Genomic DNA, 26,460 nt, shown 5'->3' with positions numbered 1-26,460 from the left:
GAATGAATGATTAAAAATAAGTCATTATTAAGTAAAAAACAATTTTTTGTATTTTATTTAAGCACTTATTTTAATATTTTGATCATTCGGCTAATTAAACAATAATCTTTAAAATCCCATTTTAGGTTAAAGATTGTTCAGACAAATAGACAAGCGCATCTTCAGAGACTAAATCAAACAATTCAATAATTTCTTCATTACGCATTCGAATGCACCCATGTGACATTGGAACCCCCATCGGTTCTTTATCAGGTGTACCATGAATATAAATATAACGTTGCATAGTGTCGTGGCCTTCGCCTTTATTAAAGCCCTCTTCTAGACCATCTAGCCAAAGAATGCGTGACAATATCCAATCTCGCTCAGGGAATTGTGCGGCTAATTCACTGCTATAGACTTCACCTGTGGGCTGTCGTGCAATAAAAACTGCGTTTTTGGGAGATTGCATACCAAATTTTTTGGCAACCCGATGCCATCCGCGTGGGGTTTTCCCCGTATTTTCCTGTTCCCCAATTCCATTCTTACCCGTAGAAACCACATAAAACTTATTATGTTTAGGGAGGCTTAAAGTTTGATTTGCTAAATCGATAAGAATATCTGCATCTTCAAGTTTAAATTGGAACATCGAATTTCTTCTCTTATATCAACTCAACTATTTTGAGCTTTAATAAAAATTAATGGAAAACTTGTCATACGTCGCAAGTAAAAGATTATCAATTTTCTTTTATCCACGCGCAGTTTCACTGCTTGTCTTGCGCCAAAATTAAAAGATTATCAATCTTTTAATTTTGGCTCAGGACGTAGCCATAACCAAATTGCAACAACGAGCATGGTAGTATCAGTGAAAACTTTCACCCAAAATGGTGCAGAAGTAAACAGCATTAAAATACCGCTTGCGGTCATCATAATACTGGCAATCCACTTCGCTTTACGCGGTACTGTACCATTTGCTCGCCAGTCACGTAGAGTTGGTCCATATTTTGGATGATTTAACAACCATGCATCCATTTGAGGCCATCCCTTTGAGGCAGCCCAAGCAGCCAGAATAAGAAACACTGTTGTCGGCATGCCTGGTAAAATTGCTCCAATAATACCAAGCGTGATAAAAATCACGACCAGAGTTCGCCAAAACAATGTTCGCATATATAAACCTTAAGCTATTGTTGATCGTAGTATAAAGTGTTTTTCTGGTATTGTTTTGTTGATCGACCATGAAATTGGGATGAATTATTTCGAGTACTAAACGTATGAATATTGCCTCAGTTAAGACATCCTATTTTGAACCATGGTTACAGTTCAACCACCCAATGGTAAGACAATTAGCATTTACCATTGCTAGTCCTAATTTACTTTGCCAACTTCCCCAAAGCCTCTCTATTCGGCATAGTTTTCAATTACATTCTGATCAGACTTGGAAACAACATTTTCAAAATTATTTACCACGTTTACACCAGCTTGATAAGATGCCTGAGCCTTTACTCCAATTTATGTCTCGCCTTAAAAGTACACGTTTAGGTTTACGTTTTGAGAATTTACTTTGGTTTTGGTTACAGGAAGATCAATACCATTCTTATCAGTTGTTAGGCCATAGTATTCAAAAAATTGAGGGTGCAAGAACTTTAGGTGAACTTGATTTCTTAATTTTAAATAAAGAAACACAACAAGTTGAACACTGGGAAGTTGCTCTAAAATATTACTTGGGTGAAGGTCAGTTAAATTTAGAACAATGGATTGGCTTAAATAGAGAAGATACTTTGAGCAAAAAGCTGTATCACTTTACCGATAAGCAGTTCCAATTTTCAGAAGCTTTAAATTTTAAGGTACAACAGCGTTTTGCTGTTTTAAAAGGCCAGCTCTACCTACCTTTGAATTTAGGCCAAAAACAACCCATACCCAATTGGGTAAATTCAACACGTCGACTCGGATACTGGGGCACAACTATTCCTGACTCTAAATTTTATCGTCTAGAAAGACATGAATGGCTTTGTCCTAATAGACAAGCAAGTTCAAACGCTGCTTATTGGTGGACAGATGGCTTATATTGTAAGAACAACGAAGATACACAGTTTTATATGTTTAGACGTCCTCCTCTACTAAGCCTAGCACTTGTTAACAACGAAAAAATGCCACTTTACAAGTAGGTATAGACTTCTAGAAACAATTTATAACGTTTTTACTATTAAATAGTCATGTTTCTTTTTACGTTTGTTTTTTAATCTAAATTTACTTCATTATTAAATTTAAACGGAGAAAATGATGAAAAAAGTTTTAGTCGCGTCTGTAATGATTGCATTTGTATTAACTGGCTGTAATACGTTCAAGGGTTTTGGTAAAGATGTCTCTAAAGCTGGTGATGCTGTAAGTAATACCGCACAAAAAACTGAGAATAAAATGTAAGTTATGCACAGCTTCGAAAAACCTTATCACTTCGATAAGGTTTTTTTATTTTTAAATACCCAACCTTCAGAGATTCGCCTATTATATCGGACTATATTTCCCCTACTCAGCATGCAATTTCCGGTATGAACCACTCAGACACTCTCTCGCTTAGCTTAGAACTTTTACAACAGCCTTCTGTTACTCCTGTTGACCATACTTGCCAAACTATTATGGCTGATCGTCTCGCCAAAGCTGGCTTTCATATTGAACCAATGCGTTTTGGGGACGTTGACAATTTATGGGCTCGACGCGGCACTGAAGGTCCTGTGTTTTGTTTTGCTGGACATACCGATGTTGTTCCAACAGGTCGTCTAGATGCATGGAATTCAGACCCATTTGCACCAGAAATTCGTGATGGCAAACTTTATGGTCGTGGTTCAGCTGATATGAAAACTGCGTTGGCTGCGATGGTGGTTGCATCTGAACGTTTCGTAGCAAAGCATCCAGACCATAAAGGGTCAATTGCTTTTTTAATTACTTCAGATGAAGAAGGCCCTGCTGTTAACGGTACAGTTAAAGTTATTGAAACACTTGAAGAGCGTAATGAAAAAATTACATGGTGTTTGGTCGGTGAACCATCAAGTACAAGTAAATTAGGTGATATTGTTAAAAATGGCCGTCGTGGTTCTTTAAATGGCGTACTACATGTTCACGGTAAGCAAGGTCATGTGGCTTATCCTCACTTAGCTCGCAATCCCATTCATGAAGCTTCGGCTGCCTTAGCAGAGTTATGCCAAACTGTTTGGGACAATGGAAATGAATACTTTCCTGCAACTTCATTCCAAATTTCAAATATTCATTCAGGTACTGGTGCAACCAACGTCATTCCAGGTACTTTAGAAGTTACTTTTAACTTCCGTTATTCAACAGAAGTTACAGCAGAACAGCTTAAACAACGTGTTCATGAAATTTTAGATAAGCATGATTTGCAGTATGAGATTGACTGGAACTTATCTGGTTTGCCATTTTTGACACCAGTAGGTGAATTAGTTAATGCCGCTCAGACTGCTATTCTAAATGTGACCGGCACTGAAACTGAGCTTTCAACAAGTGGTGGCACATCTGACGGACGTTTTATTGCTCCAACAGGTGCACAAGTTTTGGAACTCGGTGTTCTAAACGCAACTATCCATCAAATTAATGAACATGTAGATGTACATGATCTTGATCCTTTAACTGATATTTATGAGCAAATTTTAGAAAACTTACTTGCTTAAAAGCTTAAAGATCATTGATCTATATAAAAAGCATCCTCTTTAGGTGCTTTTTTATTATTTTTAATTATGAATATGTATTTGAAAATTCTGAAATATAATTCGTGGTTATTAAATTAGATAATTTATTTTTGAGAATCTTTATATAGCATTCTTTTGAATGCTTATCTCTATACTGGAATATATGATTTTATATTTTAAAATTTATTTAATTTTTATAAAAAAGGAACTCATTTGAGTTCCTTTTTTTCTTTATAAACCTAGAGTTTTTTCAATATATTCTAGGTTAGGTATGTGGTAGCGTTGATCTTGCATACGCACATATTTAAATACTGTAGGGTGCTGTTCAGCTTCTTGGTATTCATCTATTTCATCAACAATTTCAGAAATACGTAAACGAACAGAGATCGGCATAGTTTTACACATTAAAGCAAAACGTTGGCTGATATCTTCCCCTTCAATTACCAGTGCTACAGCATATTGATCAGTTGCATTATGGACTGAGTATATAGGTAGCTTTACATCATGCCACTCAATATGTTTTACGCCATTTTTTACGTCCATGGCGGATAACACAATATTTTGCGGCAACAGCATAGGTACCTCATCATTACATTCAATGATATAGGCATCAATAAAACCAGTTGAAACCGTAATAAGATGCTGTAGCTCTTGTTGGTCCATATTACCGATCAAAGATGTATTTACACTACCTTTCATGATTTGACCTCGCTTTCAAACGCTACAAGTAAAGCATCAATATTTTCTAGTAACTCTTCCTCTTGGAACGGTTTACCCATATATTGACTTACACCTAACGAGAATGCCCGTTCACGATGTTTTTCGCCTGTTCTGGATGTAATCATAATAATTGGCATGTATTGATGCATATCATGATGTCGTACAAGATTAAGTACTTCGAAACCATCCATACGTGGCATTTCAATATCAAGCAGCATCAAATCTGGCTTAATATTTTCTAGCTGTTCTATGGCATCAACGCCATCTTTAGCCGTAACAACATCGTAGCCTTGGCGTTCAAGTAATCGAGACGTTACCTTACGTACAGTTACGGAGTCATCGACAATCATAACGAGACGGCGCTCGTCTGATTCACGTTGTCTATATACTGCTTCACTGAGCTGTTTATGACGCGGTGTAGACTGAATTTGTCGCGCAATATTTTGCCCGTCTAAAATTAAACAAACCTGTCCATCACCTAAAATGGTCGCACCTGCAATTGCCCCAATACTAGAGAACTGTTGACCAATTGGTTTCACTACAATTTGAGCTCGAGAACCAATTAACTGATCGACAAGTAACGCCACAGTTTGACCATTGTTGGCTTTAATCATTAAGACAGGTAATGAATACATCATGCCATTTAGTCGTGGCATTGGTTGATTACCAACAAATTCAGAAAGATAACGTAATGGATATCGCTTATTTTCATATTCAAATAGTTCTTTAGGGCTTTCAAAATACTGCTCTAAAGAAGCTGGCGAAACTCGAACAATCCGATCGATTTGAGCAAGTGGAATTGCAAATTGCTGATCTGCCACTTTCACCATCAAGGCATCACTTACAGCTACAGTAGTCGGTACACGTAACGTAAATGTTGTTCCCTTACCATAAACAGAGTCAACGCTAACATGTCCACCTAAAGCTTTAATATCGCTCTGTACGACATCCAGACCAACACCACGTCCAGAAATCTGAGTAATCTGATCTGCGGTACTTAAACCCGGATGGAAAATCAGTTGTAAAATATCTTGGTGTTCCAAGTGCTGTTCCGGTTTGATCAGACCCGCAAGCAGTGCTTTTTGACGTACTTTTTCTACATCAATACCTTGTCCATCATCGCTAAAGACAACAACCACATCTGCACCTTGACGTTGAATATTAAGTTCAATACGCCCAGCTTCAGGTTTATTAGCTTGCTGACGCTGTGTTCTGTCTTCTAAGCCATGGTCAATTGCATTTCTGAGCATATGCTCAAGCGGTGTTACTAAACGCTCTAAAATATTACGATCTAGTTCACCTTCGGTATTATTTACAAAAAGCTCAGCAGGTCTGTTCAACGCAGTAGAGGTCTGACGAACAATTCGCTGTAAACGCGGTAGTAACCGTGAAAAAGGAACTAATCGTGTTCGCATCAAACCTTCTTGAATTTCTGCCTGAATTCGTGACTGTTGTAAAAGCAGACTTTCTGTATCTCTGATCTTGTGAGACAACGTATTTTTAAAGTCGACTAAGTCCGAAGCAGATTCAGCAAGAGATTTCGATAACTGATTTAAAGATGAATATTGGTCCATCTCTAAAGGGTCAAAGTCGGTATAGCGAGAATGCTCAATACCGTGTTTAGCAATAATTTGTGTTTCTAACTCGCCTTCCATTCGTCGTAACTGATCGGCCAGTCGTTGAATAGCCAATTCCATTTCAACCAATGTATGACTGAACTGGCTCAAGTCCATTTCAATTCGTGAACGGTTAATCGAGTTCTCACCAGACAAGTCAATCATCTTCTCGATCAAGTCTGCTGAAACACGGATCATTTCATTGTTCTGATCCAGACGTTCTGTTTGCTCCCATGCGCCCATCATTGGTGGTGGTTCTGTACCATCACCTTGTATGAAGGTCATCACAGGTTCTGAACTAAACAAATCAGTTTTCGTTAACTTAGCCGGAATTTGGATATTCGTTTCAAAGAATTGAATATTTTCTAAACTTTGTTGTAATCCATCGAAATGCTGATAGTTATGCTTGAAAATAGCATCTTTTAGCCATGCAATTGCACTTTCGAGCAAATGGTCATAAATATTCGAGTTGAAGTGATGCAGTGCAAATTGTTCGAATGTATTTTCGAGTTGATAGGCAATCGCGTAGACGGCTTCTAAACCGACCATTCGTGCACCACCCTTCAAACTGTGCACAGCTCTTTGTAATTGAAGCAAGATACTTCGGTTTGTACGCTGCTCAAACCATTGTTTCAATAGCCCATCAGCCATTTCTAACAATTCAGCAGCTTCTTCTAGGAATGTCTGCTCAACAACAGCCGTAATATCCTGTTCTTCAACTACCGCTTCATTCTCTTGTGATGTAACAGATGTTATTGCTTCAACTGGCGTAGCTAACTCAGCAACAACGTTATCAAATACCATCTGATCATCATGAACTTCTAATTCTGTAAGAACAGGCTCAATTTCTGCCGGTACTTCATCGATTAATACTTCAGATATCAGCTCTTGTTCAGAGAAGATCTCACTTTCACTATCAAATACTTCAACCATTGGTACAGGTTGGAAGTTAGAGTTTTGACCTGCTCGTTTTAACGCATTAATTGTGTAAGGAGCTGCATAATCTAATTGTTGTTCACGCATGATTTGCAGTCGGTCAGCCAAGTCATCTTGTACTAAACGGATAAAATCAATTAACGGTGAAGTTGCAACTAACTGCTTTTGAATTAAACGCTCATATATGCTTTCTAATTCATGGGTAATCGAACCAAGATAAGTCGCCTGAACCATATTTGCTCCACCTTTCAAGGTATGCAAATAGCGCATTAGATTATTCAGGGCTGCAAAGTTTTCTTGCTCACCTACCCAAATATTGAGATCGGTATCAATTCCCTCAAGTAGCTCATCAGCTTCTTCAAGAAAGATATCTAAAAGGTCAGGATCAAAGTTTTGATTTACCTGTGTAGAGGAAATATATTGGCGATCTTGCTGTACACTCTGGCTTAATACTGCCCAGTCTGCAGAGTCTGATAAATTCTCTACCGTAACAGCAGCTTCTGGCTCTGGTTCGATATTAAGTAGTGGCTCAACAGAAGCAGGATCTTGCTGAGACAGGTCATTGTGTACGCTCGGAGTATGTAGGGTATAAAGTTTTAATTCTTCTAGAATACTTTGATGTTGCTTAACAATACCAACTCGCTGACCAGCAGCCAAGGCATCGAACAATTGAATAAGCTGTTGATGCGCTTTTTGATAAATTTCAAATATATAGTCTGATTGCAATAATAGAGGTTTATCAAGTAATACATCATAACTTTCTTTCAATTGACTGGTATATTCATGTAAACCCAGCATTGCTTGAGAATGTGTATGTTGTAACAGTAGATCAGCTTGTTCACTTAGACGTTCAAGATAATCTGGAAACTCATTACGAATTCCTTTCTCAAAATCTAATTCTGCATCTAACAATTCAGAGACATCTAACAACAATAGTTGTGATACCAAACCATGAGAAGGTGTTAATGGATCTGTTCGGTCACCATGTTGCTCAACGTAAGCATCCCATGATTGATTAAACTGCTGCAATCGAGCTTCAAGCTGTTCATTTGAACTATGTTTAGATAGAAGCTCTAAGCTATCTCTAATAAACTCACGATATTCTTGTAATAATAAAATTTCATCTGAGTTAGAAGAAAGTTCTTCTTGCAACAGTATTTTAAATAAGTGCTCAACTTTGGTACTGGCTTCAAAAATTGTTTCGACCTGTGCCATCGCAGAACTGCCACGCAAAGTATGTAGCGCGCGTATTAAGGCATTATAACTATCATACTGATGCAGCTCTTGATTTAAGAACTGATGAATTGTAGTTAAATGCTCCTCTGCCTCTTCCATAAACAAGGTCAAAGTTTCATCTAGATTTATTGCAATTTCAGTATCTACGTCTTCAACAATTGGCTCAGCCAATGAGTTTTGCTCAATATAGTCTAGCTCAAGCCCAGTCATTGTTTCGGCAGTAAGCGTATTTGAAAGTTGTAAAAGCTCTTCTAAAGCAGGTTCTAAACTTTGCTGTTGTTGTAGTTGTTGGCCTAATAAAATAAGCGGTCGAAAATCTACTGCATGTGCTCTTTTTTGCTTAAAGTTATCTACTAATTTAAGAAAATAGAACTTAAATACTAATTGAACATAGCTCTGGATTGCTGGAGTCAATTTAAGGGTTTGATTGATTACGCGATTAAGCGTGTCTTCAACTGTCCAAGCAAGCTCAGCTGAAGATTTAGCACCGATCATTCTTCCAGAACCTTTTAAAGTGTGGAAATGGCGGCGGATTTCAGTGAGCGTAGCAGTATTCTCAGACTGCAACCATTCATTTAATAATGGTTGCAAATCAACAAAAATTTCTTCAATTTCTTCAACGAAGATTTCAAGAAACTCAGCATCTTGTTCAGAATAGCTATCTTCAGGTAGCGTCATTGCTTCAGTTAAAGTTTTTAATATTTCTTTCATAGCAAAGGCTTCTTTTGCTTACCCCCTGAATGGGGAAAACTACAGAGTCAACACCAGAAAAATAGCTATTTCCCCAATATTTGTCTGGCGCTGCTCATACTTTTAAAAGAATAGCTATTATGAGAATAGCTATTCTCATCCCCCAATTTAGTCAGGTAATTTAAAGTCCGTTACTGACTCACGTAATGACTCCGACATATTCGCCAATTCAGATACAGAACGAGCAGTATCGAAGGTTGCCGTTGTTGTTTGTGAAGTAATTTCTTGTACAACAGTCATGGTTGCAGCAATGTGACTCGCAGAAGCTGATTGAAGTTTTGCTGCATCAGAAATGCTCGCAATTAAGTTTGCCAAGTCACCCGATACTTTTTGAATTTCATCAAGTGCAATACCCGCATCTTTCGCTAAGTTAGCACCACGTACAACCTCTGTTGTCGTTTGTTCCATTGAAATAACGGCTTCGTTGGTATCCGTTTGAATCGTTTTAACAAGCGTTTCAATCTGTTTAGTTGCCGAAGCTGAACGTTCTGCAAGACGTTGAACTTCGTCAGCAACCACGGCAAAACCACGACCTGCTTCACCGGCCATAGATGCTTGAATTGCTGCATTTAAGGCTAGAATGTTTGTTTGGTCTGCAATATCGTTAATAAGCGATACGATGTTACCAATTTCTTGTGAAGACTCACCCAAACGCTTAATACGTTTCGAGGTTTCCTGAATCTGTTCACGAATGGTATCCATACCCTCAATAGAACGGTTTACAACTTGTGCGCCATTAGATGCAATATATACCGAACGTTGTGCTACTTGAGCAGATTCAGAGGCGTTGGCAGATACTTGGTCAATCGACAATGCCATTTCGTTCATTGCAGTTGATGCACCGGCAATTTCTTGTGCTTGGTGCTCAGATGCCTCTGCTAACTGGTTAGTAATATTTTGAGTATCTTGCGTATAACGTGCAACTTCCTGAGAAGTTTCATGGATTCGTGATACTAAGTCACGTAACTGGTCAATCGCAAAGTTAATCGAGTCGGCAATCGCACCAGTAAAGTCTTCAGATACCGTTGCATATGAACGTAAGTCACCATCTGCAAGATCGGCAATTTCATCAAGTAAACGTAAAATCGCATTCTGGTTACGATCATATTCTTCTTGTAATATAGCTACACGTTGTTTATCTGCTTTACTACGAAGTGATAAAAGCTTTAAAACAGAAGTAATTAAGCCAAGAAGTGATAATGTCAGTACAGCAACTAACGCAAAAGCCTTCCAGCCATATTGGGTTTGCTCTGAAAGATCACCTAAAGCAGTTAACATTGCATCAGATTGAGAGAAGATCTCACTTGATGATTGACGTACGTTTACGATCTGGTTTGTATGCTTGAGGACAGAAGTTGCAGCAGATTTTAAAACTTTATCATATTCAGTTTTGATACCTTCCAAAGATTCACGCACTTCAGGAGATTCAACTTTAGCTACCCCCAACTCCGCATTTCCATTTAGCTGTGCATCTAAGTACACACCAAAAGTCTCAATATCAACACTAAAGTCATGCGCTGAGTTTTCAGAGTTCTCTGTACCAACGAAAACCGAGTTAATAGATCGTAAAATACGTTCCGCAATAAATACTTGGTTTTTAGCAATTACGACCTGATTACTTGATACTTTTTCGCGGACCATCTTATCAACCATCAAGTTATATTCAGCTTGAATCTCAGGAATAGAATCACTAATCGAGATATTCATATTATATAACTGGTTAATTACGTCCTGTTGTGATGAGATCAAGTCAATGTCATAAGACAAAGATTTCCACAGAGTCGCTACTTTTTTATATTCTTTTGAAGATGTACCATAAATATTTTCGACATTTTTTATATTTTTGGCAAAAGTTTGACGCGATTCAACCAAGTCTTTCATGGCTTGAGGTGAACCAGAAGCTGTCGCTTCTGTAGCCTGTCTAGAAATCGTTTGTGATAGTAAACGTAACTCACCCATACTACGTGTTAATTCGTTATGTCGAGGTACACTATAAAACAAGTAAGCAAGCGAAGTTGAAGCTAATACTAAACATAACAACGCTACATAAAGGATAGGCTTGGACTTTTTACTTTCCCCAAATAAACTGGCGTATTGCTCAATTTGTGACTGAATTTTCGCAATAAAGTTGACACTCGATTTTTCGTTTACACTACGATTGCCACTTTTCTTTTTAAGTTTAAAGCCCATACAGCTTCTCCCCAGAAAAATACACTGTGTATTAACAGCATAAAAATTAGTTTATAAATTTTGTCGATGCATTCATGTAATGTGGGTTTTGCAATAATCGACTAAATAAAAAAACATGCCAATGCTGATTGTGTTGGTGAAAATACCCTTGGCAATATTCTTTTAAATTTTCCTCCAAGTTTGAACTTTGAGAAAAAAAGCTTTTCTTATTAAAGTGTTGAATCCCCAAGACCTGATCAACAACCAATCCCACATATTGGTCGTGATGGCTAATACATAACACTTTTTGGGCAGCCGAAAATGAACTTCGTTGCCCTGAAATAAAATGTGCCAAGTCAGAAACTGAAAGTAATCTTCCCCGAATATTTGCCAGTCCCTTCACCCAACTTTGGGTATTTGGAACAGGTGTATATTTTGGTGGATAGATAACCTCTGACACTTCCCCAAGTGGTGCGACGAAGTATTGCCCTCTCATTTCAAAAGCAATTCCTGACCATCGCTCTGCTTCATTTTGGACTGAAGCGTAATTCTTGTTACCCCGTTTAGACAAACGAAGTAACTCAATAAATCCGTTCGCGGCCATACTCGATCCTATAAGACGGGTGTAGACCCGCCATTTATGTTTTTATGGATGGATGAGTTAATTTAGAAATTGTTTAATTACATCGATCAGTTGCTTTTCTTCAATAGGCTTAATCAAGTAATCGAGAGCACCCTGACGTTTACCCCATACTCGGTCAGTTGCCTGATCTTTAGTACTTACAATAACAACTGGAATATGCTTAGTGTCTTCATCACGGGTAATCTGGCGTGTTGCCTGAAAGCCATTTACACCTGGCATTACAACATCCATTAACACTAAGTCAGGCTGTTCTGCTTTTGCCAAAGTTACACCATCTGCACCATTAGATGCTTCAATTACATCGTAACCGTGCTTAGTTAGAATTTCTCTAAAACGATAAGTTTCTGTTGGTGAGTCATCAACAATAAGAATACGTGCCATTTCTTCTTTGCCCTTAAATTACTTAATTATGAACTTACATGATTACGAATCGCATTTAACAATTCATCTTTGCTAAATGGTTTCGTCAAGTATTCATCTGAACCTACCACACGCCCTTTTGCCTGATCAAATAGACCATCTTTACTAGAGAGCATGATAACGGGAATGTTCTGATAATTTTGAGAGTTCTTAATCAGAGCACAAGTTTGATAACCGTCTAAACGAGGCATCATGATATCTACAAAAACAATATCCGGATTCGCTTCAGCAATTTTAGATAAAGCTTCAAATCCATCGACAGCAGTAATCACTTCACAACCTTCACGTTGCAATAATGTTTCTGCTGTACGGCGAATAGTTTTTGAGTCATCAATAACCATTACTTTCAGATTTTGGAACGCATCTTCCATTTAATCTTCCATCCCCATAACATAAAATATAAATGCAATTTAACTTAAATTTGTTTTTACAGATTTATACGCATTTTTAACATATCTATACTTCTATTTTCAATGAAAGGTTTTTGTCTACTTTCTCATTTATAAACAATAACTTTTAACCTCATCACACTTTCGAAAAAATTATCATTTTTTTTAGAATGTCGATATTTTTATTCAGTTAAATAATAACTAATATATTTAAGATTAATTATTTAAAAATAAGCGGTTTAGCTTTCTTTTTTGGGGAATTTTATGAATAAGCGGATGAAATATGCCTTTTATAGGACCTGCTTGTCTGTTTTTATAAGCATTGCTTCTTGCGGAGCCCTGTTTTTCTCATCCCCAACTTTAGCTGCAAATGGTGCTCCTAAAGCTGTTTGGTATCGCTATTACGACCAGCATGGCATTGCTAATATTAGTACATCTGTAACCCCCGCTCATATTCGCTATGGATATGAGGCACTTGACCAAAATATGCAGGTCATTAAAAGAAATCATCCCTATAATTCTGAAGCTGATCTAAATCAATCTTCACAACGTGCATTATCTGCTCGATATAGGGAAGAAGATAACAAGTTAAAAAAAGCATATAGCAATAGTAAAACTGCGTTGATTAAAAGAGACCAAGCTTTATTGGCAATCAAAAAACAAATGAATTATCAACAGGAACAACTGAGCCAATTACAACAAGACAAAATTTTATTTAAACGTCAGGAAATGGAATATTTTCGTAAAGGTGAAAAGGTTCCTGAAAGGCATAAAACCCTAATTGAAAACAATCTGATGAATATTAATAAGGTTAAACAAACACTTGAAATACTTTCAAAAAACTATAATCGCACCAATAAAGACTATGAAAATATTATCGAACGTTTAAAAAAGCTTGAATAAGCGCACAGCTTTATCAAGAATAGGGGCAAAATAAAATTTGAATTACAGGATGATGCTGTATGCGCACAACGCATCTTACCCCTTCTACTTTTTTTAAATTAAGCTTAATTAGCCTGAGTTTGATTTTAGCTGCATGTCATCAGCAAGAAGCACCAAAAACCACAACATTTGAACCAAAAAAAATTGAACTTATTCCTCAAGATTTAATTACTGTAAAAGAAGGTTCGCTTGCTGCTCAGACTGCCTTTACAGGAACTATTCGTGCGGTACAACAAAGCTCTATTCAAGCTCAAGTCAGTGCGACAGCAACATCTGTTAATGCAAATGTGGGACAAAAAGTACAAAAAGGCCAAGTTTTAGTCAGATTAAACAATCAAGATAATGCTGCACGTTTAGCTCAAGCTGAAGCAAATCTTGCTTCAGCTCAGGCACAAGCAGAGCTTGCACGTAATTTGATGAATCGAAAACAAAGACTACTTAATCAAGGCTTTATTGCCCGTGTAGAGTTTGAACAGAGTCAGGTAGATTATAAGGGTCAACTTGAAAGTGTTAGAGCTCAGCAAGCCAATGTTGATATTGCTAAAAAGGCTGATCGAGATGGTATTATTACTAGCCCGATTTCAGGTGTCATTACTAAACGACAAGTTGAACCGGGACAAACTGTATCGGTTGGACAAACGCTCTTTGAAATCGTTAATCCTGATCAATTAGAAATACAGGCAAAGTTGCCTATTGAGCAACAATCTGCACTAAAAGTCGGCAGCTCTATTCAATATCAGATTCAGGGTAATTCAAAACAATTACATGCCATACTGACTCGGGTCTCACCTGTAGCAGACCAAGATAGTCGACAAATTGAATTCTTTGCGAGTCCTAAAGAAGCAATTGATTCACTCAGTATCGGCGCTTTTATTAATGGCATTATTTTGCAAAGTGATCACAATCAAGGACAAACTATTCCTTTAGATAGTATTCAAAACCTGCAACAAGATCCTTTCGTATGGGTGATACGCAATCAAACCATTCAAAAGGTCAAAATTCGGGTAGTTGAGCAGCGTTACAACGAAAATATTGCTTTGGTACAAGGTCTACAAAGCACAGATCAGGTAAGTCGTATCCAGTTTGACGATTCCGATATCAATAAAAAAGTGACGCTTACAGCCGAAAAAAATAAATAAGGTAGCAAATAGCTTATGTGGTTTACCCGAATCAGTGTGAAGTATCCCGTTTTTACGATTATGATGATGCTGTGCTTAATGGTACTCGGGTTAGCCTCTTGGAAGCGCATGACCGTTGAAGAGTTTCCTAATGTAGATTTCCCATTTGTAGTGGTTACCACGCAATATGCTGGTGCTTCACCTGAAGCGGTTGAGTCTGATATTACAAAAAAACTCGAAGATCAAATCAATACAATTTCAGGCATTAAACAAATTACTTCACGTTCAAGTGAAGGATCATCGATGGTGATTGCCGAGTTTAATCTTGATACCTCTTCAGCAATTGCAGCACAAGATGTGCGCGACAAAATTGCTCCTGTTGTCGCTCAATTTCGTGATGAAATTGATACGCCGATTGTGCAACGCTACGATCCTTCATCTAGCCCGATTATGTCGGTGGTGTTTGAGTCGAATACGATGAGCTTGGCTCAATTAAGTTCTTATGTAGACAAAAAAATTGTGCCGCAGCTTAAAACCGTTTCTGGTGTAGGTAATGTCAATTTATTAGGTGATGCGAAACGCCAAATTCGTATAAAAGTTCATCCTGAACAATTACAAAGCTATGGTATTGGCATTGATCAGGTCATTAACACACTAAAAAATGAAAATATAGAAGTACCTGCAGGAACTTTACAGCAAAAGAATTCTGAACTAGTGGTACAGATTCAATCAAAAGTTATTCATCCTTTTGGTTTTGGTGATTTGGTCATTGCCAATAAAAATGGCTCGCCTATTTTCCTAAAACAAGTAGCAACTGTTGAAGATACTCAAGCTGAACTGCAATCCAGTGCTTTTTATAATGGAAGAACGGCTGTCTCTATCGACATTTTAAAAAGTTCTGATGCTAATGTAATTCAAGTCGTCGATAAAACTTACCAAACTTTAGAGAAGCTAAAAGCTCAAATGCCTGCGGGATTAAACTATAAAGTCGTCGCAGACAGCTCCAAAGGGATTCGCGCTTCAATTAAAGATGTAGTACATACCATTCTTGAAGGAGCAGGTTTAGCAGTTTTAATTGTTTTACTCTTTTTAGGTTCTTTCCGATCTACCGTCATTACAGGTTTAACTTTACCCATTACCCTGCTTGGAACTTTAACGTTCATCTGGGCTTTTGGTTTTAGTATTAACATGATGACCCTGTTAGCTCTATCACTCAGTATTGGCCTATTAATTGATGACGCGATTGTAGTTCGAGAAAACATTGTTAGGCATACAGAGCTTGGCAAAGACCATGTCACCGCCGCTTTAGATGGCACCAAAGAAATTGGGTTAGCAGTACTCGCAACTACCCTTACCATTGTGGCGGTATTTTTACCTGTTGCTTTCATGGGGGGGTTAATTGGGCGTTTCTTCTACCAGTTTGGGGTAACTGTAAGTACAGCTGTTCTTATTTCCATGTTTATTAGTTTTACACTCGACCCAATGCTTTCAGCACATTGGAAAGACCCTGTAAAGAAAAAAGAAAGTCGACTACAACGTTTCTTTAATCACATTTCTAGATTATTAGATGGCCTTACCCATATTTATGAAAAGCTGTTGAAACTTGCTCTACGCTTTCGTTTTATTACAGTCATTATTGCGATTGCTTCACTGGTTGCGGCCTTAGGTTTATCTAAATTGATTGGAACCGAATTTGTACCAGTTCCAGATAAAGGTGAAATCCGTATTCAGTTCGAGACGCCTGTCGATGCTTCTTTAGAATATACTCAAGCCAAGTTACATCAAGTCGATCAAATTATTAGGCAATTTCCCGATGTGGTTTCTACCTACGGAGTTGTAAATAGCACAATAGACTCTGGTAAAAACCACGCTGGTTTAGGAGTGACTTTAAAACCAAAACAACAACGTAGTTCAGATTTAACAACGCTTAATAATGAATTCCGTGATCGTTTGCAAACCGTAGCGGGTATTCGTGTTACCTCCGTTGCTGCGGCTCAAGATTCAGTTTCTGGTGGTCAAAAGCCAATCATGATTTCGATTAAAGGAACTGACCTGAATGAACTTCAAAAAATTTCAAATCGATTTATGACTGAAATGGGTAAAATTAAAGGTGTGGTCGATTTAGAAAGCTCGTTAAAAGAACCGAAACCAACTTTAGGTGTTCATATTAATCGTGTACTGGCAAGTGACTTAGGGTTGTCTGTTTCCCAAGTTGCCAATGCGATTCGACCACTCATTGCGGGCGATAATGTCACAACGTGGGAAGACCGTGACGGCGAAACTTATGATGTAAATATCCGTTTAAATGAAAACAAACGTATGCTTCCGCAAGACGTGCAAAACCTATATCTCAACTCAAACAAAACTGGTGCAAATGGACAACCGATATTAGTTCCATTGAGTGCAGTAGCAACAACCGAGCAAAAATTCGGTGCGTCACAAATTAATCGACGCGATCTTGAGCGCGAAGTACTCATCCAAGCCAATACGTCAGGACGCCCAAGTGGGGATATCGGTAAAGACATCGATAAAATGCAAAAAGCATTTAAGTTGCCTGCCGGTTATACCTTCAATACTCAAGGTGCTAATGCCGACATGGCCGAGTCTGCGGGTTATGCATTAACTGCTATTACGCTTTCCATTGTATTTATTTATATTGTTTTGGGTTCTCAGTTTAATAGTTTTATTCACCCAGCTGCGATTATGGCATCTTTGCCCCTGTCATTGATTGGGGTGTTCCTTGCACTGTTCTTGTTCAGAAGTACCCTAAACCTATTTTCAATTATTGGCATTATTATGCTCATGGGGCTAGTAACCAAAAACGCGATTTTACTTATCGACTTTATTAAAAAGGCCATGGAACATGGGGAAAGTCGTTATGATGCTATTTTACAAGCGGGTGAAACCCGTTTACGCCCTATTTTAATGACTACTAGTGCTATGGTCATGGGTATGGTTCCATTAGCTTTAGGCTTGGGCGAAGGCGGAGAGCAAAGTGCGCCGATGGCCCATGCTGTTATTGGTGGTGTAATCACCTCTACCTTATTGACTCTTGTAGTAGTACCCGTCATTTTCACTTATCTGGATGACTTGAAAAACTTTATGCTGCGTCAAACTCGACGATTCATGTCATAATGCAGCAACTATCGTATAATCTGCGTTTTTATAACGCTTAACTTTTTAGGACTTTTTCCATGCGCGCAAGCCGCTTTTTATTTGCAACGTTGAGAGAAACCCCAAACGATGCTGAAGTGATTTCACATCAGCTCATGTTACGTGCGGGGATGATTCGTAAATTGGCATCTGGTTTATATACATGGCTGCCGATGGGAACACGTGTGCTTAAAAAAGTTGATGCGATTGTTCGTGAAGAAATGAATCGTTCAGGTGCTATGGAAGTGTTCATGCCCGTGACTCAACCCGCAAGCTTGTGGGAAGAATCCGGTCGTTATGAACAATACGGCCCTGAATTATTACGCTTCAAAGATCGTCACGACAACCCGTTTGTGCTTGGTCCTACACATGAAGAAGTAATTACCGATTTAGCACGTAACGAGCTAAAAAGTTATAAACAACTTCCTGTAAATTTCTATCAAATTCAAACCAAATTCCGTGATGAAATTCGTCCACGTTTTGGTGTAATGCGTTCACGCGAGTTCATTATGAAAGATGCATATTCTTTCCATGCAACTCAAGAATCATTACAAGAAACCTATGATGTAATGTACGACACTTATAGCCGTATTTTTACTCGCTTAGGTTTAGACTTCCGCCCAGTTCAAGCTGACACAGGTTCAATTGGTGGTTCAGCTTCACATGAATTCCATGTATTGGCTTCAAGTGGTGAAGATGACATCGCATTTTCAACTGAATCTGATTATGCAGCGAACGTTGAAATGGCTGAGGCTGTTTTAGTAGGTGAACGCGCAGCGCCTGCACAAGAATTTAAGTTGGTTGAAACACCAAACCAAAAAACAATTGCTGATGTATGCCAGTTCTTAAATGCTGATCCTAAACAATCAGTAAAAGCGTTATTGGTTCAAGGTATTGCAGACGAAAAAGGTAATGTACCTGTGGTTGCCCTATTCTTACGTGGCGATCACGAACTCAATGAAATTAAAGCTGAGAAACATCCTTTAGTTGCCGCTCCTCTTACGTTTGCAACAGAAGAGCAACTTCAAGCATTTGGCTTAACTGCTGGCTTTACAGGTCCACAAGGTTTGGTTGAAAAAGGTATCAATGTAATTGTTGACCGTGCTGCATCTGTTCTTTCTGACTTTGTTGCTGGTGCAAATGAAGCTGATAAACACGCTGTAGGCGTAAACTGGGAACGTGATGCACAAATTACTGAAATCTTTGATTTGCGTAATGTGGTTGAAGGCGATCCATCTCCAGATGGTAAAGGCACACTACAAATTAAACGCGGTATTGAAGTGGGTCATATTTTCCAACTTGGTACTAAATACTCTGAAGCATTAGGCTGTAAAGTTTTAGGTGAAGATGGCAAACCATTTACAGTAACAATGGGTTGTTACGGTATTGGTGTAACGCGCGTAGTTGCAGCTGCAATTGAGCAAAACTACGATGACAAAGGGATTATTTGGCCACAAGCAATTGCTCCTTTTGAAATCGCAATTGTTCCAATGAATGCACACAAATCACCTCGCACTCTTGAAGCAGCTGAAGCACTTTATGCTGAATTACAAGCTCAAGGTTTTGATGTATTACTTGATGACCGTAATGAACGTCCAGGTGTTAAATTCTCTGACCTTGAGTTAATGGGCATTCCACACCGTATCGTAATTGGTGAGAAAGGCCTTGATGCTGGTACGTTTGAATATAAAGGTCGCCGCGATGCTGAAGCGAGCAATTTAACTAAAGAAGAACTTTTAGCTAAGTTAGCGCGTTAATAAAGACATAAATAAAAAAGCAGCTTTTAGAAGCTGCTTTTTTTACATTTAATTTTACGCCTGAACCGTTAAGTCTTTAATGGTTGCTGAAGATCCATTGGTTTTCACCGATTCAATCCCTTTATCGCGCGATGCTTCGCTCGCATAGAATTGACTTGTACCAATAATTTGATGATTTGCAGCTTTTAAATTGAAGTAAGGTTTTCCATTTTTTGCAGTTAAACGATCATATCGTCCATCGTCACCACTATTTTTTTGAACTGACTCAATACCATTGACTGCCGATGCTTTCGCTTTATATAGCTCACTATTTAAAATAATTTCGCCATTACCAGCCTTAAGTACAAAGCGATATTGTCCATCACTCGCTTGTGAAATCTCGTACCATCCTGCCATAAGAACCTCGTTTTTTTGTTGGTGTGGGTATGACTTTCGTTATTATTCTGGACGAAAGTTATTTGTTATTAATGACAATATAAATGAGCAATGTAACTTTGGATAGTCTACTTTTTATACATTATCGTAATAAAATTATAAGGATGTTGAAAGTTTAAAAAGGTAGAGGTCTGATAGGTACCTCTACCGAAATGTAATTAAAATTAACAAATTAAGCTTTTTTTACAAATTCAGATTTTAATTTCATCTGACCAATACCATCAATTTTGCAATCGATATTATGACTATCACTTGCATCTGGTACTAAACGAATTGTTTTTACTTTTGTTCCCACTTTAACAACTGACGATGAACCTTTAATTTTTAAGTCTTTAATCACAGTGACACTATCGCCATCTGCCAAGGCATTACCATTTGCGTCTTTAATCACTTCTTGTTCATCAGCAATTGAAGCTTCCCCTTCCTTCCACTCATGTGAGCATTCAGGGCAAATTAATAAGTCGCCGTCTTGATAGGTATATTCTGATTGGCATTTTGGGCAATTTGGTAAAGACATAAAAAAATCTCAAAAAGTATATTATGCGAGATATGATTCATTTTTTAAAGTTTTAAATAAAAGACTTTTACCAAAAAAAAATTTATATATTTAACTTTTGCTCTTTTCTAATAAGTATTTTTTTAAAATAATTGCATGGTTATGTTCCACATCTTTTGCCGAATATAAAAGCGTGACTTTATGATGTGACACAATGTCTTGTAACTCTTTAACTGCTGGGTTTGTTTCTAGTTCTTTTAAATAGCGCTGTTTAAACTCATCCCAGTGTTCTGCGGACTCTGCATGAAACCACTTACGCAGTTCAGTTGAGGGGGCTATTTCTTTTAACCATAAATCTAAATGGGCATTTTCTTTACTTATCCCTCGGCTCCATAGCCGATCAACTAATATTCGCTTTCCATCATTGACACTTACATGTTCATAAATTCTTTTAATGTGTATTTCCATGTCTTTTTCTCACTAGACAGCCTTATTGTTTAGACCTCATCAACATATTAAATATTTTGTTCTCTTTTGGTCATAATTAAAAAGAAAAAAGTGAGTAGTTCTCTACTCACTTTTTTCTTTACGGTGCCCAAATTTTAAAAGGCGATTACTGATCTGGGATCTCGGCTTCTACTAACAGTGTTAATAAGGACAAAGACTCCTGCCATCCTAAATAACACGCCTCTACAGGAATAACTTCTGGTATGCCTTCTTGGGTAATGTGAATTTCTGTGCCTACCAATACAGTTTTTAATGTAATAGTGACCTGCATCGTACCAGGTAAATTTGAGTCATCAAATTGGTCGTTATAGCGAATTAATTCATTTGGAATGAGTTCAACATAAGTTCCCCCAAATGAGTGTGTTGAACCTGTTGAAAAGTTGGTAAAACTCATTTTATATGAGCCACCTACTTTTGCATCAAAACTATGAACCTTCGCAGTAAAACCGTGAGGTGCCATCCACTTAACTAAAGCATCTGGATCGAGAAAAGCACGATAAACCCGTTCAGCGGGTGCTTTAAATACGCGATGTAATTTTACTGTACCTGTTGCCATTATGTTCTCCTTATTTTAAGTCCATTTAGGTTATAGAAATTATGTTTAGTAGCTTAAACCCTAGAATTTCATTTAACGTATATTTTTGGTGTTTTTTCTATTTATATAACCAGTTTCTGACAAAACTAAATTACGAAAACTAAGGCTGATTTTTTGATAAAAATGGAGCAAAATAGTCATCAATCATAAAGAAACATATTGAATTTGAGATTAATCATGAGTCTGCTCGCTTTCTCCTCATATGCATTAAACGGTGTAGATGCACAGAAGTTTTTACAAGGCCAAGTGACTGTCGATACTGAGCGTTTAGCTGAAAATGAAACACGCTATACAGCCATTTGTGATCTTAAAGGCCGTATTCATTTTGGCCTATGGTTGAAAAAGATTAACGCTGAAAGTTTTGAGATTGTTGTTACTCAAGATCAAGCTGAAGAGTTTGCTAAGCATATTAAAAAATATGGCGCATTTTCAAAAATGACCTTAAGTGAACAAGGCGCTGTGTTTCCAAAAGTTGTGAATGGTCACACTGAGTTCAGCTCTACAGAAACTGATATTTCCGAATGGCAAAAACAAGCTATCATGACGGGTCAAGCATGGATTGCTCAAGCGACCGAACATGAGTTTCAGCCACAAGAATTACGTTTACATCAACGTGAAGGCGTCAATTACGATAAAGGCTGTTACTTAGGTCAAGAAATTGTGGCGCGCCTTTGGTTTAAAGCAAAACCAAAACACTGGTTGCATCTAGTTCAAGGTACAGGTGAAGCACCTGCTCCAGCTACTCAATTAAATAACGATATTGAAGTAGTAAATAGTACCCAAACTCCTGACGGATATATTGCGTTAGTGGTTGCAAAACCAGCCGCTCTAGCTGAACTCGGCCTTCAAGTTCTCGACTTACCGGAAGCTTTAAGTGGTGATGTTGCTAGACCACAATAAGCAGATTTAGCAAATAAAAAGCCCGTGGATGACCCTACGGGCTTTTCTATAGATACAAAATTCTAATAAATTCATTTAATTAGGGCATCAATTTTTTAATTTTTCTATGCCATCATAGTCCATGTTGTAATCTAAGAGAAAAAATATGAAAACTAAACTTGCTACACTCATGTTGAGTCTGGCTTTTTTCGGTTCTGCTCATGCTGATGTCAAAACACTTGAACAAAATCTGAAAACAAATTACCCAGACTTACCTGTAAAAGGTGTTTATCAATCACCTGTGCAAGGTATTTATGAAGTGTATACAAGCGGTCGTATTGTTTATACCAATCAAGATGCTAAATACTTTTTTGTAGGCAATTTGGTTGATATCAAACAACAAAAAAATATGACAGAAGAACGAATTGCCGAATTGGGTAAAATTGATGTTAAAAAGCTACCTCTAAACCAAGCGATTAAATATGTAAAAGGTAAAGGAGAACGTACTCTTTATATTTTCAGTGACCCTGATTGTCCTTACTGTCAGCGTCTAGAACAAAATATGGTTGGGGTTGATAACGTAACGGTATATGTATTCTTATATCCGCTGACCAGTTTGCACCCCAATGCTGAAAAAGTTTCAAATCAGATCTGGTGTTCAAAGAACCCTTCAGAAGCTTGGATAAATTATATGCTTAACCGTAAATTGCCAGCGGCTGGCAAAAGCTGTACAAGTCCAATTCAGAAAAATATTGCTTTAGGCCAGAAATTAAATATAGATGGCACACCAACTCTGTTCTTACAAGATGGTCAAAGAATCTCTGGCGTACCAAGTGATGCAAAACAGATTGAAGCATTATTACAGTCAGTAAAATAATCCAATACGCCACTCTCTTAAGTAGAGGTGGCGTATTACTTTTCTCCACAGTTTGCTTTATAGACATCGTTTTATATACAAATCGGCTGTTTACTTTCATCTATCAATATTTATGATGAGAAGTTGAGTTGATTCAATACATCGATGGAATGATGTAGCTACAAAGTAAAAGGTTAAAAAGAAATGAAGAAATTACTCATCGCCAGCCTAATCGCCATTTCAAGTTCATCAATCTTTGCGGCAGACACTACAGCATCTGTGGCAAAAAATGATGTCTTTAAACAGGCTGAACAATTGTATGCGGCAAAAAATTATCCTGCTGCTTTCCAAGAAGTGCAGCGCCTTGCGCAGACAGGCAATGCTCAAGCGATCTATAACTTAGGCTATATGACGCAAATGGGACAAGGCACCCCTAAAGATAATGCCAAAGCTCTAAAATATTATGAAGACGCTTCAAACAAAGGTTATGCTCAGGCCAGTTATAGACTTGCACAGATTTATGAAACTGGTGAATTAGGCGTTGCAAAAGATAGTAATAAATTTAGCCAATATGTGCAAAAAGCATCAGCTCAAGGCTCTGATGATGCAACGGTAAAAATTGCGACTATTTTATTTGCTCAGAAAAAGCCACAGTCTCATCAAATTGCTTTACAAAAGCTAGCGCCTTTAATTCGAAAAGGAAACTACCCTGCTATTCAAGTCAAAGCACTTTATGATATTAGCCAAGGGGTTGAAAATAAAAACCCGCTAATGAAACGCCAAGGCATTGAAGCTTTACAAGCAATTGCACAAAAAGGTTATGCACCAGCGTCTATGGCTTTAGCGACTATGATGGCAAATGGCAATATCATTCCTCAGAACTTGCCTCAAGCAAAACAGATTTTTACTGAACTTGCTAACCAAAATGTTCCTAATGCTAGAGAATCTTTAGCTTCAGTCGAAAAGATTATTGCTGAGAAGAATAAACAAGCTGCAGCCGCCCCTACACAGCCTGCACCTAAAAAATAGCAAAGAAACAATAGCCCCGTATGGGGCTTTTCTTTTACCACCACAAAGCGATAAGTCCACTTACCCCAATAAAACCAATAATGGTACTTATCATTAAAGGTGTTAATGCTCTTTCATTTAAACCGTAGGCTTGACCAAAAATACCAAAAGCGATCGGCATTGGCAGCGCAGCAAGTAAAGTGCCAGCATATAACATCTCTTGGCTCACGTTTGGCAGTAAAAGGAACAGCCCAAAAATCACAACAGGCATAAGGATGACATTAAATCCAGCCAACAATATACTTTGGAAATTCACGGCGGTAATACCAATACCAACCAAGCTGCCACCAATAGCAAATAATGCTAGAGGCGAAGCTGTTCTTCCTAAAAGTTCTAAGGCTTGTCCAAGTTTTGAAGGCAGATGAATATCTAGCAAAATGCAGCTCATCCCAACTAAAATTGCAATAATTACAGGGTTTTTAAGTAAATTAATGAATGTTTTTTTCAGTAAAGGCAAAAGCCGTTGCTGTTGATGCAAACCCGCTTCTGCCAAAATAAGCATTAAAGCAACTATTAATAAATTTTCGATAATTAAGGTTAAAGATATATAGATTGCAGCATGACTCCCCATTAGCATGGTTAGAATCGCTGTACCCATAAAACCTGTATTTGACATAGAAGCGCCCATCGATATGACTGCACTATGTGTTAGGCTATTTTTAAAATACTTGCGGTAAAGGATAAAAGCCAAAAAAAACAAGATTAAAGAGCCGCCACCATAAGCAATAAAATAAGCTGGGTGCCAAATATCTTGTAAGTTTTTATTGGCTAAAGATTGGATTAAAAAAGCAGGTAAAGAAATTTTAATAACAAATGCACTCAGAGCCTTAATTTGTTCAGGTGTTACCAGTTTAATGAGGACACTACAGTACCCCATCAATAATAAAATCAAAATTGGTAAAATTACCTGAAAAACCACAGACTACTTCCTCACTCATTTCAAAAGAAAAACGGGCAAATCTTAATTTGCCCGAATATTAAAAACTAAAAAGAATCAAAAAGCTGTTTTAAGCCATGTGGTTGACAACGCAAATATTGAGGAGCAATTTTGACTTTTGCCCCCAATGTAGCTGCAGCATGCCATGGCCAACGTGGGTCATATAACATTGCACGTGCAAGACCAATGGCATCAGCTTGTTGGTTTTCTAAAATTTGTTCAGCATGCTGTGGATCAGTAATAAGACCTACCGCAATCACAGGAATAGATACATGTTTTTTAACCTGCTCCGCGAATGGTACTTGGTAACCTGCCCCGATGGTAATATTTTGGTGTTCATGTAAGCCACCACTAGAGACATGGATATAAGCGGCTCCCAGCTGCTCTAAAGCTTTTGATAACCCAACTGTAGACTCAACGTCCCACTGTTCGTTACCATCCATCCAATCAGTTGCAGATAAACGCACCCCTACAGGATAACCCGCAGGAACAGCAAGTTTAATTGCCTGAAGTACTTCAAGCGTCATACGCATACGGTTCTCTAAAGAACCGCCATATTCATCTGTTCGTTGATTCGCAATTGGCGATAAAAATTGATGCAACAAGTAGCCATGTGCTGCATGTACTTCAATTAGCTCAAAGCCAGCTTCAACTGCACGTTTTGCCGCAGCAGCGAAGTCTTGTTGAATTTGTTTAATTTCATCGATTGTTAATGCATGTGGCGCAGCATCGTGAACTGAAAAAGTACTTGTACTTGGAGCAACTGTTTGCCAACCATGTGGCTGATCTTTTGCAATTTGACCTTTACCCAACCAAGGCTTTTCAGTTGATGCCTTACGTCCAGCATGTGCTAACTGAATTCCAAATGGCATAGGAGAAAGTGTTTTAACTTTTCCTAATAAAGTTTTGATTTGGTCACGTTGCTGATCATTCCAAAGTCCAAGATCTGCGTAACTAATTCGACCTTCCGCTTGTACAGCCGTAGCCTCCACAATGCATAACCCAGCTCCAGACAACGCGTAATTTGCCCATTGCTGCTCATGCCAATAGGTAATTTCGCCTTCATCAGTTGCTGAATACTGACACATTGGGGCAATTACAATTCTATTGACCAGTTGTAGCGAATCAAAATTAACCGTTTCAAATAATTTTGCCATTTTAAAT

At 38.0% G+C, this 26,460-nt stretch carries 24 protein-coding genes; 10 read left to right on the top strand and 14 right to left on the bottom strand.

The features are described from left to right. Nucleotides 1-121: 121 nt before the first annotated feature. The gene (elsL, locus tag J576_RS04720; protein WP_002051179.1) at nt 122-625 is read right to left on the bottom strand and encodes a cell wall-recycling L,D-carboxypeptidase ElsL; all 504 of its coding nucleotides are present in this window, start codon (nt 623-625) and stop codon (nt 122-124) included. A gap of 149 nt (nt 626-774) precedes the next feature. Then, nucleotides 775-1,143 carry a YbaN family protein gene (locus J576_RS04715; RefSeq protein ID WP_002051275.1) on the bottom strand — a complete coding sequence of 123 codons (369 nt, stop codon included), beginning with the start codon at nt 1,141-1,143 and terminating at the stop codon, nt 775-777. A 104-nt stretch (nt 1,144-1,247) separates the two neighbouring features. On the opposite strand from J576_RS04715, the gene J576_RS04710 reads away from it, so the two are divergent. The 3 genes from J576_RS04710 to dapE all read left to right on the top strand — a co-directional run bounded on the left by J576_RS04710 (nt 1,248) and on the right by dapE (nt 3,656). Further along, nucleotides 1,248-2,141 (top strand): DUF1853 family protein, encoded by an 894-nt coding sequence (locus tag J576_RS04710; RefSeq protein ID WP_002051249.1) that lies wholly within the window; start codon nt 1,248-1,250, stop codon nt 2,139-2,141. A 112-nt stretch (nt 2,142-2,253) separates the two neighbouring features. Continuing rightward, nucleotides 2,254-2,397: an entericidin A/B family lipoprotein gene (locus J576_RS04705; RefSeq protein WP_002051109.1), complete on the top strand. Its 144-nt coding sequence runs from the start codon at nt 2,254-2,256 to the stop codon at nt 2,395-2,397. A 125-nt stretch (nt 2,398-2,522) separates the two neighbouring features. Then, nucleotides 2,523-3,656 (top strand): succinyl-diaminopimelate desuccinylase, encoded by a 1,134-nt coding sequence (gene dapE / locus J576_RS04700; RefSeq protein WP_002051523.1) that lies wholly within the window; start codon nt 2,523-2,525, stop codon nt 3,654-3,656. A gap of 249 nt (nt 3,657-3,905) precedes the next feature. Here the strand turns inward: dapE and J576_RS04695 are convergent, their stop codons facing one another. The 6 genes from J576_RS04695 to pilG form a co-directional block, all read right to left on the bottom strand. Beyond that, complete coding sequence (locus J576_RS04695; RefSeq protein ID WP_002051358.1) at nt 3,906-4,373, bottom strand: hypothetical protein; 468 nt, start codon at nt 4,371-4,373, stop codon at nt 3,906-3,908. Beyond that, the gene (locus tag J576_RS04690; protein WP_002051181.1) at nt 4,370-8,893 is read right to left on the bottom strand and encodes a hybrid sensor histidine kinase/response regulator; all 4,524 of its coding nucleotides are present in this window, start codon (nt 8,891-8,893) and stop codon (nt 4,370-4,372) included. The genes J576_RS04695 and J576_RS04690 overlap by 4 nt, the downstream gene beginning before the upstream one ends. Before the next feature lie 147 nt (nt 8,894-9,040). Further along, the gene (locus tag J576_RS04685; RefSeq protein ID WP_002051535.1) at nt 9,041-11,122 is read right to left on the bottom strand and encodes a methyl-accepting chemotaxis protein; all 2,082 of its coding nucleotides are present in this window, start codon (nt 11,120-11,122) and stop codon (nt 9,041-9,043) included. 46 nt (nt 11,123-11,168) lie between these two features. Continuing rightward, complete coding sequence (locus J576_RS04680) at nt 11,169-11,705, bottom strand: chemotaxis protein CheW (protein WP_002051357.1); 537 nt, start codon at nt 11,703-11,705, stop codon at nt 11,169-11,171. Between the two features lie 57 nt (nt 11,706-11,762). Next, nucleotides 11,763-12,125, bottom strand: a complete 363-nt coding sequence (locus J576_RS04675) for a response regulator (protein ID WP_002051151.1) — start codon at nt 12,123-12,125, stop codon at nt 11,763-11,765. A 26-nt stretch (nt 12,126-12,151) separates the two neighbouring features. After that, nucleotides 12,152-12,535, bottom strand: coding sequence for a twitching motility response regulator PilG (gene pilG, locus J576_RS04670; protein WP_000389061.1), 384 nt, complete (start codon nt 12,533-12,535; stop codon nt 12,152-12,154). 282 nt (nt 12,536-12,817) lie between these two features. Between pilG and J576_RS04665 the strand changes: the two genes are divergently transcribed. From J576_RS04665 to J576_RS04650, 4 genes are read left to right on the top strand one after another with little or no spacing between them, the layout of a single operon-like run. Next, nucleotides 12,818-13,456 carry a hypothetical protein gene (locus tag J576_RS04665; protein ID WP_002051486.1) on the top strand — a complete coding sequence of 213 codons (639 nt, stop codon included), beginning with the start codon at nt 12,818-12,820 and terminating at the stop codon, nt 13,454-13,456. Between the two features lie 59 nt (nt 13,457-13,515). After that, complete coding sequence (locus J576_RS04660) at nt 13,516-14,634, top strand: efflux RND transporter periplasmic adaptor subunit (protein ID WP_002051508.1); 1,119 nt, start codon at nt 13,516-13,518, stop codon at nt 14,632-14,634. A 15-nt stretch (nt 14,635-14,649) separates the two neighbouring features. Next, nucleotides 14,650-17,748, top strand: a complete 3,099-nt coding sequence (locus tag J576_RS04655; protein ID WP_025467917.1) for an efflux RND transporter permease subunit — start codon at nt 14,650-14,652, stop codon at nt 17,746-17,748. A gap of 59 nt (nt 17,749-17,807) precedes the next feature. Further along, nucleotides 17,808-19,523 (top strand): proline--tRNA ligase, encoded by a 1,716-nt coding sequence (locus J576_RS04650; RefSeq protein ID WP_002051344.1) that lies wholly within the window; start codon nt 17,808-17,810, stop codon nt 19,521-19,523. A gap of 54 nt (nt 19,524-19,577) precedes the next feature. Here J576_RS04650 and J576_RS04645 read toward each other — a convergent pair whose 3' ends face one another. The 4 genes from J576_RS04645 to J576_RS04630 form a co-directional block, all read right to left on the bottom strand. Continuing rightward, a complete protein-coding gene (locus J576_RS04645) occupies nt 19,578-19,919 on the bottom strand; it encodes a YegP family protein (RefSeq protein WP_002051302.1) in 342 nt (113 codons plus the stop codon). A 211-nt stretch (nt 19,920-20,130) separates the two neighbouring features. Next, on the bottom strand, nt 20,131-20,475 hold the full coding sequence (locus tag J576_RS04640) for a zinc ribbon domain-containing protein YjdM (RefSeq protein WP_002051406.1): 345 nt from the start codon (nt 20,473-20,475) through the stop codon (nt 20,131-20,133). Between the two features lie 90 nt (nt 20,476-20,565). Beyond that, nucleotides 20,566-20,922, bottom strand: a complete 357-nt coding sequence (locus tag J576_RS04635) for a DUF488 domain-containing protein (RefSeq protein WP_002051094.1) — start codon at nt 20,920-20,922, stop codon at nt 20,566-20,568. A gap of 145 nt (nt 20,923-21,067) precedes the next feature. Next, entirely contained in the window at nt 21,068-21,520 is a 453-nt protein-coding gene (locus tag J576_RS04630) for an SRPBCC family protein (RefSeq protein WP_081400977.1), read from the bottom strand. Nucleotides 21,521-21,733: 213 nt separating this feature from the next. Between J576_RS04630 and ygfZ the strand changes: the two genes are divergently transcribed. The 3 genes from ygfZ to J576_RS04615 all read left to right on the top strand — a co-directional run bounded on the left by ygfZ (nt 21,734) and on the right by J576_RS04615 (nt 24,320). Then, nucleotides 21,734-22,456: a CAF17-like 4Fe-4S cluster assembly/insertion protein YgfZ gene (gene ygfZ / locus J576_RS04625; RefSeq protein ID WP_002051178.1), complete on the top strand. Its 723-nt coding sequence runs from the start codon at nt 21,734-21,736 to the stop codon at nt 22,454-22,456. A 145-nt stretch (nt 22,457-22,601) separates the two neighbouring features. Beyond that, nucleotides 22,602-23,312, top strand: a complete 711-nt coding sequence (locus J576_RS04620; RefSeq protein WP_002051371.1) for a DsbC family protein — start codon at nt 22,602-22,604, stop codon at nt 23,310-23,312. A gap of 183 nt (nt 23,313-23,495) precedes the next feature. Then, nucleotides 23,496-24,320 (top strand): tetratricopeptide repeat protein, encoded by an 825-nt coding sequence (locus J576_RS04615; RefSeq protein ID WP_002051569.1) that lies wholly within the window; start codon nt 23,496-23,498, stop codon nt 24,318-24,320. A gap of 34 nt (nt 24,321-24,354) precedes the next feature. Here J576_RS04615 and J576_RS04610 read toward each other — a convergent pair whose 3' ends face one another. After that, the gene (locus J576_RS04610) at nt 24,355-25,278 is read right to left on the bottom strand and encodes an AEC family transporter (protein ID WP_002051562.1); all 924 of its coding nucleotides are present in this window, start codon (nt 25,276-25,278) and stop codon (nt 24,355-24,357) included. A 65-nt stretch (nt 25,279-25,343) separates the two neighbouring features. After that, nucleotides 25,344-26,453, bottom strand: a complete 1,110-nt coding sequence (locus J576_RS04605) for an NADH:flavin oxidoreductase/NADH oxidase (protein ID WP_002051194.1) — start codon at nt 26,451-26,453, stop codon at nt 25,344-25,346. Nucleotides 26,454-26,460 lie beyond the last annotated feature (7 nt).

It is taken from the genome of Acinetobacter sp. 766875 (assembly GCF_000582055.1).
Classification (GTDB): domain Bacteria; phylum Pseudomonadota; class Gammaproteobacteria; order Pseudomonadales; family Moraxellaceae; genus Acinetobacter; species Acinetobacter nosocomialis.
The sequence above is the reverse complement of the archived record's forward strand: the minus strand, read 5'-3'. Positions and strand labels throughout refer to the sequence as shown.